The 14105-nt window shown below is 44.2% G+C and carries 7 protein-coding genes and 1 pseudogene; 2 read left to right on the top strand and 6 right to left on the bottom strand.

Translation table 11 applies throughout. The features are described from left to right. Together LN995_RS05725 and LN995_RS05720 are read right to left on the bottom strand one after the other, a co-directional pair. Positions 1 to 585 (bottom strand): annotated as a pseudogene (locus LN995_RS05725) (alanine dehydrogenase); the annotation flags it as partial. Further along, positions 510 to 1037: a Rossmann-fold NAD(P)-binding domain-containing protein gene (locus tag LN995_RS05720; RefSeq protein WP_229959272.1), complete on the bottom strand. Its 528-nt coding sequence runs from the start codon at positions 1035 to 1037 to the stop codon at positions 510 to 512. The gene LN995_RS05720 and the pseudogene LN995_RS05725, both read right to left, overlap by 76 nt. A gap of 266 nt (positions 1038 to 1303) precedes the next feature. On the opposite strand from LN995_RS05720, the gene gcvP reads away from it, so the two are divergent. Beyond that, complete coding sequence (gene gcvP, locus LN995_RS05715) at positions 1304 to 4222, top strand: aminomethyl-transferring glycine dehydrogenase (RefSeq protein ID WP_229959270.1); 2919 nt, start codon at positions 1304 to 1306, stop codon at positions 4220 to 4222. Between the two features lie 259 nt (positions 4223 to 4481). After that, the gene (locus LN995_RS05710) at positions 4482 to 5099 is read left to right on the top strand and encodes a DUF4136 domain-containing protein (RefSeq protein ID WP_229959268.1); all 618 of its coding nucleotides are present in this window, start codon (positions 4482 to 4484) and stop codon (positions 5097 to 5099) included. 75 nt (positions 5100 to 5174) lie between these two features. Here LN995_RS05710 and LN995_RS05705 read toward each other — a convergent pair whose 3' ends face one another. From LN995_RS05705 to LN995_RS05690, 4 genes are all read right to left on the bottom strand, one after another. Next, complete coding sequence (locus LN995_RS05705) at positions 5175 to 7481, bottom strand: TonB-dependent receptor (RefSeq protein ID WP_229959266.1); 2307 nt, start codon at positions 7479 to 7481, stop codon at positions 5175 to 5177. A 377-nt stretch (positions 7482 to 7858) separates the two neighbouring features. Next, positions 7859 to 9838, bottom strand: a complete 1980-nt coding sequence (locus LN995_RS05700) for an OmpA family protein (RefSeq protein ID WP_229959264.1) — start codon at positions 9836 to 9838, stop codon at positions 7859 to 7861. Between the two features lie 18 nt (positions 9839 to 9856). Next, on the bottom strand, positions 9857 to 10789 hold the full coding sequence (locus tag LN995_RS05695; RefSeq protein WP_229959262.1) for a PorP/SprF family type IX secretion system membrane protein: 933 nt from the start codon (positions 10787 to 10789) through the stop codon (positions 9857 to 9859). A gap of 31 nt (positions 10790 to 10820) precedes the next feature. Beyond that, positions 10821 to 14027 carry an ice-binding family protein gene (locus LN995_RS05690; RefSeq protein WP_229959260.1) on the bottom strand — a complete coding sequence of 1069 codons (3207 nt, stop codon included), beginning with the start codon at positions 14025 to 14027 and terminating at the stop codon, positions 10821 to 10823. Between the last annotated feature and the right edge of the window lie 78 nt (positions 14028 to 14105).

Below are 14105 nucleotides of genomic sequence, written 5' to 3'. Positions count from 1 at the left end.
GGAGTTCCTGAGCTGTTGATGTTTTATATTCCCTTGGCTTGAATAGGGCAGTTCCAAGTCTCCTGACTTCGGGTTATAATCAAAAGCTGGATTTATAACAGTAGTAGACCTCTTTGTAATAGGAATAGAGCCATTCACATCGCAGGTAATATCGGCGATGGTGTTTATTCTGAAATCTGGCTCCTTGGTTTCTTCTTCTGTAAAAAGCTTTGGCGCGAGTGGACTCCAATAGGCACAGGCTAAAAGCAAATCAGTTACACGAGAAAACTTTCGGAAGGTAGACTTATATAGGTGAGGATTTTCATAAAAGTCAGGAGAGTGCCACACTTCCACATCAGGTTGTGTATTATAGTCGCCGGAATGTAACTGCGCATACACGGGCTCATCAAATTGCTTATATAAATACTCAAAAACGCTTACCTTCCTTATACCCACCTTATCCAAAACCTCCATAGCCCCTCCTGCCACTCTACCTCCACCGGTAACAGCTATTTTGATTGGCGGCAGTTTCACCTTAAAAAACTCTTCTTCCATGTCCTCCATCTCCTGGCACTGGTAAGCTGGCTCCAGGTTAAAAGCCCCCACTTTCTGCCATAGGTCAGCATGCTATTATAGGCCCCCACTATGCCTGCATAGCGACCAAAAGCTACTACACGCTGTCCTTGCAGTGTGGTTAGCGCTTCATAATCTATAAGTGTGATGTTCTTATCTAGTATGGCCCTTAACAGTTTTGCATTCCGGGGCTGCTTCTTTATGGTATGAGAGAAAAACATGTATGTCTTATCAGAGATTAACTGGTTTACAGGAATCTCTTTCACCCCTACCAATACATCATAGTTGCTTAAGTCTTCCTGCAATGCTATACCATGAGCAGCATATTCCTTATCTTTAAAACATCGCACTTCGCTGGGCTGCACAGCCTGTTTCATTTCCGGAAACTCCTGGAGTGCCTCCACACATTTCTTAGGAGTAAGCGGCACTCTTTTATCAGTAGGAGCTTTACCTTCTTTTATGACACCTATTTTGAGTTTGCTCATCTGTAAAATGTTCTTGAATCCTTATGTTAATTTAGTTGTTCCTTAAGGAGGAAAAAGCAACTACCAAGCAGGTTAAACCATATGATAATCTGCTTTTTAATTCAGCCTTACCTAAGCAAAACAACATGCCCGGAAGTATTTAGCTACCATGCTTCAATATAATAAACAATTACTGTTACTTTTGCAGAAAATATTGCGGGAATGGCCCAGGCTCCTCTTGCTCAATAATTCGAAACCCAAAAAATACCTAATTATACTTCACCATTATGATACTTAAAACCAAGCCTGCTGATGTGTTTAAGGAGCGCCATAACGGCCCTGACAAAGAGCAGATGCAGGAAATGCTTAGAACCATAGGTGTTGAATCGCTGGACCAGCTAATAGAGGAGACTGTGCCATCGGCCATCCGCCTGAAGAAGCCGCTGAACTTACCAAACGCTCTTTCGGAGACGCAGTTCCTGAAGAAGTTTGCCAGCATTGCTAAGCAGAACAAGTTATACAAGTCGTACATTGGCCTTGGCTATAACGACACTATTTTACCTGCCGTAATCCAGCGCAACATTCTGGAGAACCCAGGTTGGTATACCGCTTACACTCCTTATCAGGCTGAAATTGCACAAGGGCGCCTGGAAGCCCTTATCAATTACCAGTCAATGGTAATGGATTTGACAGGTATGGAGATTGCCAATGCTTCGTTGCTGGACGAAGGCACAGCAGCGGCAGAGGCCATGGCTATGTTCTATGCACAACGCAAAGGTTCTCGCAAAAGCGCTACCCGTTTCTTTGTATCAGAGCAGGTATTGCCACAAACCATAGATGTGCTTAAAACGCGCGCCACCCCACTTGGCATTGAGCTGGAAATTGGCGACCACCGCAGCGCAAACCTGCAGGACGAAACATTATTCGGAGCTATTGTTCAGTACCCAGCGGCTGATGGTGAAGTGTTTGATTATACAGACTTCATCAATACGGCACATGAGCAAGAAATATTAGTGGTTGTTGCTGCTGATATTATGTCGCTAACGCTTTTAACACCTCCGGGCGAAATGGGTGCTGATGCTGTAGTGGGCACTACACAGCGTTTTGGTGTACCAATGGGTTACGGTGGGCCTCATGCTGGTTATTTTGCTACAAAGGATGCTTTTAAGCGTGTTATACCTGGGCGCATTATTGGCATTTCTGTGGATGCACAAGGTAATAAGGCCTACCGCATGGCACTGCAGACCCGTGAGCAGCACATCCGCCGTGAGAAAGCTACTTCTAATATTTGTACAGCTCAGGTGTTATTGGCAGTAATTGCAGGTATGTATGCTGTTTACCATGGCCCACGTCGCCTGAAGTATATCGGTGTAAATATTTATGCACTTACACAGCAGTTAGAAAGCGGCCTGAAAGCTTTAGGTTTTGAGCAATTGAATAGGCAATATTTCGATACGCTGAAAATAGCAGTCGAAAGCGCTGAAATGAAAGCTGCAATTCGTACAGAGGCAGAGGCTGCTGGTATTAACTTCCATTACTTTGCAAAAAACTTTATTGGGATATCGCTGCACCAAGCAACAGAACTACAGGATGTAAAAGACATTCTGGCTGTGTTTGCTAAGGTAACTGGTAAGTCTGCAGCTATACTAACCATAGATGAGCTACCAAACGAAACAGAACTGAAATGGAACGATAGTCTTATTCGCACAAGTGACTACCTAACACATGAAGTGTTTAACAGGCATCATTCCGAGCATGAGATTCTGCGTTACATGAAGTTTTTGGAGAATAAGGATATTTCACTTGTTCACTCCATGATTCCGCTGGGCTCCTGCACTATGAAACTGAATGCGACAGCAGAAATGATTCCGATTACCTGGCCAGAGATTGGCAGCATACACCCATTTGCTCCTGCCGACCAGGTAAAAGGTTACAAGCAGATTTTTGAAGACCTGGAAAGCTGGCTTTGTGAAGTAACTGGTTTTGATGCCATGTCTTTACAGCCTAACTCTGGTGCTCAGGGAGAATATGCCGGCTTAATGGTGATTCGTGCTTACCACGAGTCTCGTGGTGAAGGCCACAGAAACATTTCTCTTATACCTTCTTCAGCACACGGTACTAACCCTGCTTCTGCAGTAATGGCAGGCATGAAAGTGGTTATTGTAAAGTGCGACGAGAGAGGTAATATTGATGTAGCCGACCTGCGCGCCAAAGCAGAGCAGTATAAAAATGAGCTATCCTGCCTGATGGTGACATACCCATCTACACACGGTGTGTATGAGGAAAGCATTATTGAAATTTGCCAGATTATCCATGATAATGGTGGCCGTGTATACATGGACGGTGCTAACATGAACGCGCAAGTAGGGCTTACATCACCGGCTACCATCGGTGCTGATGTTTGCCACCTGAACCTGCACAAGACCTTCTGTATTCCTCACGGTGGCGGTGGTCCTGGCATGGGTCCTATTGGTGTAGTAAAAGACTTGGCTCCATTCCTTCCTGGCCATGCTGTAGTTAAAACTGGCGGCGAGGAAGCAATTCATGCTGTTTCTGCAGCACCTTGGGGTTCTGCCTCTATTCTGCCTATTTCTTATGCTTATATTGCCATGATGGGTGGAGAAGGCCTGACAGAAGCCACTAAAGTTGCCATACTAAATGCTAATTACATCAAAGCTCGTTTGCAGCAGCACTACCCAGTGCTTTATATAGGAAAAAACGGCCGTTGTGCACACGAAATGATCTTAGACTGCCGTGAGTTTAAGAAATACGGTGTAGAAGTAGAAGATATAGCGAAGCGCCTGATGGACTATGGTTTTCATGCTCCTACGGTTTCTTTCCCAGTGGCAGGTACCCTTATGATAGAACCAACAGAATCTGAGCCACAGGAAGAACTTGACAGATTCTGTGAGGCAATGATCTCTATTCGTGAAGAGATTCGCGAAATAGAAGAAGGCAAAGCTGACCAGAAAAACAACGTGTTGAAGCATGCTCCGCATACAGCTCAGGTAGCATTATCTGAAAGCTGGGACAGACCGTACAGCCGCGAAAAAGCTGTTTACCCTGTTTCTTACCTGTGCGATGGCAAAGTGTGGCCAACCGTTAGCCGCATCGACAGCGCTTACGGCGATCGTAATCTCATTTGCTCTTGTGCACCGATAGAAGCTTATAATGAGAATAACAATGAAATGGTAGCAGTAGGTTAAACTGTTGCTATCTCCATAAGCAACAAAAGCACCCGTCAGCTGTAAAGTTGGCGGGTGTTGTTGTTTTTGTAGCATTAGTATTTTATTCCGGCCTTTGCCTTAAGCATCTTATAAGGTTAAGGTCGAGTGCCGATTCGTAGTATTAACAATAGCACGATAGCTTTTAGGCTCGTCGCATTCGAGAAATTATACAGTTAATGCTCTACTTTATACTTTTCAGTGTACTTCACCGTATAGTTATAGAACTATATATGCAACCATGAAGCCTTCTCATCAGAAAAACATATCACGCCTAAGCAGTCTACTCTTACTATTGACTTTATTTATATTGATAAGCAGCTGCACACCTATTTTAAATGTTCAAAGCAGCTATGACTATTCTGTAAACTTTGATAAGTTTCGCACTTATGGCTGGTACCAGGTAGAAACACCTGTTACCCGGGCAGATCCAGAGTATGATACGTCTATAGATCAACAGATCAAAGCAGCCGTAGAAAGTGAACTCGTTAGAAATGGTATGCTACCGTCTGATGTTAATGCCCCAGACTTACTGATAGCTTATGATATTGCCCTGGAACCAAGGCCAGATCAGGTTAACAACAGCACTCCCTCCACGAACTTTGGGTTTGGTTACAGTTATTGGTATGGCTATCGCTATAGTTATAGCCCTGCCGGAGTGTCTGACTTCAGAAACATACAGGAGTACCCCATGGGAGCTTTGGTTATAGACCTTATTGATGCAAACACGAATGAGTTGGTATGGCGAGGCTGGGCAGAAGCAGACATAGACCCTATAGGTATACAGGAAAGAGACTTAAACAGAGTAGTTGCCAACATTATGTCACAGTATCCGCCTGTACCAAATTTGAGAAGGTAAAAGAAAAAGCAGCGCATTATGACATACTGCGCTGCTTTCCTGTAACCACATAACTATATAATCGGTTGTTTTTGTTTATAAGGTGTAGTTTACTTTAATACCTCCATAGTAATTTCTATCTGGTGCAGGCTGAAAGAAACGACCTCCAAATGCATTCAGGTCATTGCCCATGCTGTACTTTTCGTCAGTTAAATTTTCTGCACCGGCAAATATGTCCAAGCTTATATGGCCACCTAACTGACGTCTAAAGCCTAAGCGGGCCCCTAGTGTAATAAAGTCATCTGAATAAACCGTGTTTTCATCATTAAGCGGTATTTCATCGACATAGTTTGCTGTCACGTATACGTAAAACCCTGCCTTTGTAAGCAGATCTAAACCTGCAGTGGCAGTATGGGGAGCTACACCTGTCAGCTTGTTGCCTGATAACACAATCGCATCTCTCTGATAATTTTTAAAACGGAAATGGTTGTACGTGTAGCTTCCCCACACACGTAGCTGGCTAAGCGTTAAACGGGCATCGTCTATAATGCTGTAACTCAACATGGTTTCTAAGCCTTTCTGAGAAGTAGAACCAACATTTCTGAAGACAGCCACACTCGATACATCCTGTCGGCTTACTATTGTTTCGCTCAGGCGGAAGTAAAAGGCAACGACATCAAAGCTAAAGCGGTCATTAAACACATAGCCCCGAACACCAGCCTCATAGTTTGTACCTTTCTCAGCCTCTAAGTCCTGATTTAAAGTACCTTCGGATGTTAAAATCTCTTCTTCTGTAGGAGGAGAGAAACCGGAACTTACACTGGCATGCACAGAAACGCCATCAGAAACACGCTTCAGCAAGGCAATTCGTGGCGAAAGTACAGCTGCAAAATCACGGATATATTCGTATTGGCCTCCGCTAGTGGCCTGCATTAACCGGGTGATGTCGTACCTGGTATCGTTGAGGCTCAGAGCTGCTGTGGCAATAATATCAGCAGGCAGCTCCAACTCAGCCTGTGCAAATAAGAAACCTGTTTTAGATATTACCTCATCGTCTGAGCGAAGGGTATCGGGAATTCCCCCGTTATTGTCATAAGTACGGGAAGCCTCCAGGCCACGCTGGAACTCTCCGCCAAAGGTATAGGTAGCAGGTACACTGCCTATCTGCCCCTGGTGCACAAAGCTGGTACGCCCACCAAACTCCTGGTAAGCGTTACGCTCATAATCGGTGTTGAAAGGATTATCCTGAAAACGGTGCATACCATATAAGGAGGTGTTATTACTCCAGGTATCGCTAAACCTGTATTCCTGCTTTACTCCTACATTGATTAATTCCTGATCGATAGAGGCATTTTGTGCCACACTACCATACATACCGCCACGTGCCTGGCGCGGATTCTGCCGATATTGCTCCACCGTAAGCCCCCCGGGCAGTTCATAGTAGAGGTTAGAGTAAACAATGTTGGCGGTTACTGTCTGCTTCTCTGATACATAAAACTCCGGTGAAATTAAAAGTACATGCCGATCCACCGCCGACTGTTCGCGGTAGCCCTCGTACTGCTGGCGGCTATACTGCACCAGCATGTTGCTTTTATCAGAACCTGAGCTGGCCGTGGCCGTGTAACGCCTAAGGCCATACGAGCCTACGGTGGCACCCACCTGTAACTGGCTTGTGCCGGCCTCGGCACGCTTTGGCTCTAATAATATAGTACCTCCTGTTCCGGCTCCATACACACTGGCTGTAGGTCCTTTCAGAATCTCGATCTGGCCTAAATTGGCAGCATCCAGCATATTAAGTTGGGTAACACCGCTGGCTTCGGTAAAAGGAATACCATTGAAATACAGCTTTACATTTCGGATACCATAAGGCGAACGTAGAGAGCTTCCCCGAATAGAAATGCGATAACTGGCAGGAGCCCGCTCATCCATCCGCACCCCTGGCACTGTGTTTACAGCTCGGACTATGGAGCTTTCATCGAAGCGCTGTATAACCTCGCTCTCCACTACACTTACCGCTCCGGCTGTTTCCAATAAGGGCCTGTTGGTTTCGTAGCCGGTTATCTCCACCTCCCGCAGGTTAGCAGATGCTGGCTGTAGCTGCACAAGCAACTCTTCCTCAGGAGAGCTTACAACTACTGTTTGGGTTCTGTAGCCTAATAAGCTGAAAGAAAACCTTGCATTTGCTTCTGCTACTGTTAAACTAAACGCTCCCTGCTCATTGCTAATACCTTGCTCACCTGATCTTGCCGTAACCGTTACACCTTCCAAAGGCAGGCTACTTCGTGCATCCAATACGGTACCACTTATAAGCACCTGGTCAATTTCAGGCTGCTGTGCCTGTAGCGTATAAGATATCAGAAGCAATAACAAAAGTAAACTAGTAAAAGGTAGTTTTATTTTCATGGATGATGGGATAACTCAAGCTGTACTTTTAAGCTTTGCTGAACGTTTTTTTCGGCCAAGGGTTAAATTTTACCCAAAATCAAGGAGCAGTTAAGCGATAGTACAGCTATATCAACATAATGACACCAAAGAAAACTAAGGCGAACGATGAAAACAAGAGCGTTATTTGGCTCCAGACATAGTGGTGGGTTTACTACTCCCAACAGTATGGCCTTCGCCACAGTTAAACCCTTATAATGATCTGCAGCTTTAACTGTATTCTCCCTGACGGCAAAACTGATCAAAAGAAACTTATTGGCCACATAAGCATAAAAGCACAATGGGCCTGCAGAATTTGCAGGCCCATTGTGCTTTTATCAAGGGTATCAGTAAAAAGTTTATTTAATAATCTTGAACTCGGTACGACGGTTAAGTTGGTGTTCTTCTTCTGAACATATAACGCCATCGGCACACCTGTTTATTAACCTTGTTTTTCCATAGCCCCTGGCTTCTAACCTGTTTATGTCTATTCCTTTCGACACTAGGTAGTCTACAGCGGCTTGCGCCCTTCGCTCTGATAGTTGCTGGTTATAACTTTCACTTTCGCGGCTGTCGGTGTGTGAGCCCATCTCTATTCTGATAGTTGGATTTTCTTTCAGAACTCGGACAAGCTTATCCAGTTCCTTTGCCGCATCCGGGCGAATATCCCACTTATCTAAGTCATAGTAAATGTTATCCAGTACAATAGCTTTATTCACTTCGTTTTTGTAGAGCAGTAAGGCGACCTGAACAGTATCGGGTGCCGTGGCAGGCACTTGCAGTTGTGCTGCTTGTTTCAGGTACCCATCTTTATAACCAGTGAAAGTGTAGGCGTTACCTTTGCGAGCATCCATAAAATACTCCCCTTTCGTATCAGACCAGATAACTGTAGAATCAGGAATATTCTGCTGAGACACAGCCACCCTTACCTGCGGCAGTGCCACTTGCTCATTTCTCTTCTGAGTGTTCTGCTTTGTTTCCAGTGTCGCAATGGCTAACACCACTGGCTTTTGCAACATTTTAAAGCTGAAGATATCTGTTGTACCGTCTTCCGATGTTCGGTCAGAAGACAATAAGCCTTCCTCCTCCTCTTCGGTGAACATAATGCCATAATCATTTTGAGGAGTATTGATAGGATAGCCCATGTTCTTAACATCTGACCATTCTCCATGCTCACCCTCTGCCTCAAAAATATCTAAGCCGCCCATACCTAAATGCCCGTCAGAAGCGAAAAACAGCTTTCCATTTTTATCTATATAAGGGAAACTTTCACGGCCTGAGGTATTAATTGCTGTTCCCGCATTTACAGGTTCGCCCCAGTTGCCGTCTTTCTGGCGTGTAGTATAGTAGATATCTGTCTGCCCTTCTCCACCTGGCATATCAGAGGCAAAGTACAAGACATTACCATCCGGAGACAGCACAGGATGCCCCACAGAATATTCATTTAAATTATTGAAGGCGAACGGCTGTATGTTACTCCACATCCCCTCCTTTCTTTCGGCAGTGTAAATACCTAACCTGTTCACATACTCTGCCACCTCTGCTTCTTTGGTCCAGCCGGTAGGGTCAGCATTACCATACCTTCGCTTTACCATATGGGTGCGGGTAAAGTATAAGGTTTGCCCATTTTGCGCAGCAGACGCAGTAGCATTATGGTAGTCAGAGTTAACTGCGTCCTTCAATGGCATCGGGTTGCCCCATCTCCCCTGCTCATCTTTATGAACCGAGAACAGCTGCAGGTATGGCCGTGCTGTCCACCCAAAAGTTTTGTTTTTTTTATCATTAACCTTAGCCCCTCTGTCAGAAGTAAAGATAATACCATCACCAAACTGCATTGGGCTGAAATCGGAACTGTTTGCATAGTTCAGCTCCTGCAGTGGTTTTACTTCAGCTACAGGTAATTTATTTAACCAAAAAGCTGCTATATCACAAGCTTTTAAGTATTCCTGTGCCCGGTCCGACATTACAGGTAGCTCTTCTCCCCACCGCATGTAATACTCTTTAGCTTCTTTGTACTTGCCATTGCTCCTGAGTACCTCTGCATAATAGTACAGGTTTACCGGGTCATGCCCTGCCATACTTACGACTGTTCCATACCACTTTTCAGCTTCCTCGTTGTGGCGCATCTGGCGGTAACAGGCAGCTATGTGCTGTGCCACATACAGGTCAGGCTTCCGCTTAGCAGCAACTTTATTATATTGTTCCAATGCAAGCGCATAATCATAGTTCTCGTAGAACTTGTTTGCTTTGCGCAATTTTGATGACTGTGCCTGTGTCAACGGAGAAAAAACTAGTGTAGCAGCAGCTATCAAATACAAGGGTATAAATTTATAATTCATAGTGTTAAGCTCTATCTGTTAAAAGTATTGCGGCGTCAGCATTTTGGCATTCTTCTTCTTTAAGAAGTAGTACCCTATAGATACCTCATGCGTATTGAAGCCACTAAGATCATTCAGCATTTTGTCGTAAGCATACCCCAGACGTAGTGACTGTTTAATCTGAAGTTCAGCAATCAACGCTAAGGCTGTACGGTTAGCAGCATCTTTATCAATGTTACTGTTGAAGAGGTTCATGCTGGTACGATAAGAGCCGCCCAGCCACAACTTATCATTCAGCAGTATAAAGGCATTAAGGTCTACACTGGTAGGGGCCTTAAAATCTTCTTTAAAAAGCACACTAGGCTTTATCTTGATAAAAGGTCCGGCATCAAACACATAGCCTGTTGTAAAAAAGTAGTGGCGCTCCGGCTCAATGGCCTGCATATCTTCAAACTGAATAAGGTCAGACACCGACAAGCCTGCATAAAAGCGGTCTGTATGAAAGTAGGAACCAATCTTTACATCTGGCTTGATAGTAGACATAGCACCTACCGGAATAGAGGGGTCATCTGTTATGCCAAACTCTGAGCCATCTATTTTTTGCTGTACAAGCCCCGGAGCTAAACCAAAGCTCAGCACACCATTGTAGCTCACCTGCAGCTTTACAGCTATGTTACCATAAACAGATGTGTTAGATTGAGCACCAATCTGATCTCGTGTAACGCCAAGCCCCAGGCCTAACCTGTTATTTTCAGTTGCACCATCAATGTTTAATGATTGTGTTGTTGGCGCCCCCTCGATACCTGACCACTGAGACCGGTGAAACAAATTTAGATTCAGCACATCCTTACTACCCGCATAAGCAGGGTTGATAGCCATACTGTTAAAAATGTATTGTGAGTACTGCGGAGCTTGCTGGGCGCTAGCCGTATAAGTAAGCAACAGAGCCAGCAGGGTATATAGTGTTTTCATGGTAATGTCTTTTCTATTGATATGGCTCATATTAATGGAATATCGTTACGTAGCCAGTGTATTCTTTTACAACACCCTCGCATACTGAAACTTTGGCTTTGTAGAAGTAAGTCCCCTTCTCCAGGTTACCGCCGTTCCAGTTGTTCTGGTAGTTCTTCGTCTTATAGACTTCAGAGCCCCATCGGTTAAAGACTACTATTTCATTTGCTGCGTATTTCTCAAGATTCTTAATCTCCCATGTGTCGTTTTTCCTGTCGCCGTTCGGGCTAAAGGCTTTCGGGAAGTTCAGGTCTCCATTGATCACCTCTATGTTCATACTGGCACTTGTGGCCGGGCCAGCACAGCCAACTATATTGTTTGCCACTACTGTTACCGAACCAGAAGCATTTGCATCATCTCGTTGCACTTTAATGGTTGCTGTACCCTGGCCGGATGTGATGGTAAAGCCTGCTGGTACTGACCAAGTATAGGAAGAAGCACCTTGTACCGTTTCTGCTGAATACACCAAGCCTTCGCATAAGCTGCTGCTATCGTAAATTCGTGTTACTGCAGCAGGAGGAACAGCTATACTCACTTCTAAAGAGGCTGGCTCACTTGTAAAGCAGGTATTTGAAACTGTTACAGATACTGTTCCGCCTTCATCTGTGCCTGTTACAGTGATAGCGTTTGTTCCTTCACCATCTGTTATATTCCATCCCTCAGGAAGTATCCAGTTATAACTAATAGCACCACTTATTTCTGGCACGCTGAAGACATTGCCTTCACTGTTTTTGCAAATTTCTGCCGGCCCCTCTATACCTGTGATAACTGGTTTCGTGATTGGCGCTACTTCACGAGTTGCTGGCTCACCTGTGCTGCACTGGTTTACTGCTGCCACGCTTACAGCACCTGCACCATTCATTTGAACTTCTATGCTACTAGAGGTATTGTCGCCTATTATAATAAGGTCTCCTGTTACGTTCCATATATACTCTGTTGTGCCCTCCACAGGGTCTATAAAAAAGGTTGATTTTTCTCCTACACAAACCTGATCACCATAAATCTCATCAGGAGTTAGAGGCACCTGCGTTACCGTCACATTCAGGCTTGACTCGCTGTTACTACCACAGTCGTTGCTTTGTGACACACTTATAGTACCCGTTGATTTTGGTGTTACTGTTAACTCTGGCACTGACGTTATAAGATCCTCTGCTGCTACATCCCAATCAGCCGGAACTGTCCAGGTATAAGAAGAGGCACTTGCCACAGCTTCTACGCTATAAGTAACTTCTTCACCTGCACAAATATCTGTATTACCCTGTATAGCACCTGGTGTTGCAGGAAGGTCTGATACGACAATTGTTTTAGCAGCAATTTCACCTGACACACCGCAGGCATTTTGAGCTTTAACTGTAAGTGTACCACCATCAGCCCCGGTTGCTCTTACCACTACCGTTTCGGTACCATTATCACTTACTATTTGTAGATCGCCGGTAGTATGCCACTCATAAGTTACATTACCACCACTTACACCGGAGGCAGTGTAAACATTATCTGTATTCACAGCACATATTAAGTCAGTACCAGAAATAGTTGGCTTCTCCGGGGTAGTTATTACCTCCACATCTAAAGTCTTAACTACAGTCTGATCGCATTGGTCCTTTACTGTTACACTTATGCTTCCCGATGCTTCACTTGGTTTAACTTCAATGTTATTTTCATTTTGAGAGACACGAACCCAACCATCTGGCAAAGTAAAATTGTAGGAAGCTTCCGGCACCTTGGTTACAGTGTAAATTAAATTTCCGGTAATATCGCATATAGTTGACTCACCACTTAGTGTTACATTCAGGGGCTGGCATGAAACATCAATAGGCTCTTTATCTTGGTTGTCATCAGGAGCAGGATCAGAATTATCACTAATAATATCCACACCGTTTACCAGTGTTCCTGCTTTTGTTATTCTGAAAACAAGAGTTAAAGTGGCTGACTCATTTTGTGCAAGGTTATCAACGTTCCATTGACTTGTTTCCTCACTATAGGTCCCTTTGGCTGTAGCGGCACTTATAAATGCCAACCCGTCCGGTATATTTTCCTGTACTATTACACCTGTTGCACTGTTAGGTCCGGCATTGCTGGCCGTAATAGTATACGTAACCTCATCGCCTACTTTATATTCAGCTTTTTCTGCTTCCTTGTACACGCTAACATTTGCTTTAGGCGGTGTTACAGTAATAGGGACATCATCATTATTATCTGACGGGTCCGGGTCAGGATTGTAGCTGGCAACTCTAACTCCATTTACTATTGTACCTACTTTGGTTACCTTAAAGATAAGGGTAAGAGACATTGCCTCTTTGCTGGCAATGTTCCCTACATTCCACTTATTTGTTACCGGGTCATATGTACCATTATCTGAACTAGCACTAACAAACTCGAGTCCCTCTTCTGGCAGTAGTTCCTCAACAACCACATTAATGGCAGTAGCTGGGCCTGCATTGCTCGCCGTAATAGTGTAAGTAGCTTCATCACCTATTTCATATTCGCTCTTTTCTGCTTCTTTCTGTACACGCAGATTTGTACGAGGCAGCTCTGGCAGAATAACAGTATTAGAATTCAAGTTCACAGCACCTTCGAATGAAATCGCACGGCCTGTTAAACTTGCCCCAGGTTCCATGGTGATATCTCCTTTGGCAAGGATATTTCCTAAGAAAACAGTAGTATTCTCAAAAAGAACATTTCCTGTAACTAACCAATAAATATTTTGGGGCTGGGCTCCATTCTCTGTAAAAATTCCTGTAGTAGGGTTAGAAAGCAAATTACCATCTATTATAAAGATAAAGACAGCGTTTACATCCCCTTTTCCATCAAGTGCCAAAGAGGATTCAAGTTGCGCATTTCCATTTATCTTGTACACACCAGGAGAGATTGCGACATTCCCACCCAGCACATTTCCAAACGCTTTTGCACCTCTTAAGCTTAAGGCATCATATACAGCCAGAGCATCTTTTTGAGCGTTTGCAGCAGCATTGTTGCCTACGGCTTTAGCGCCGGTAACATTTAAAGTACCACTATCATCAAGTGTTTCTCCCGGAGAGATACCTAGATCGCCAATAATACCTGTAGCTCCTGTGTTAACCACTTTAGTTGATCCTAAGACTGCATAACTTGTTGCCCGGTTTAAGTTTATGTCAGACTGACCAAAGCTTAACGCAACGTTAATAAGCAGAAGAAGAGCAATTAGTAAAGGTCTTTTCATATGTAATAGAATTTAAATCACTTGGAATTAGCCTTTATTTATAATTATATAAAAATATAGCTTAATACCAATACACTT

The organism is Pontibacter silvestris, from assembly GCF_020907275.1.
Lineage (GTDB): Bacteria > Bacteroidota > Bacteroidia > Cytophagales > Hymenobacteraceae > Pontibacter > Pontibacter silvestris.
The sequence above is the reverse complement of the archived record's forward strand: the minus strand, read 5'-3'. Positions and strand labels throughout refer to the sequence as shown.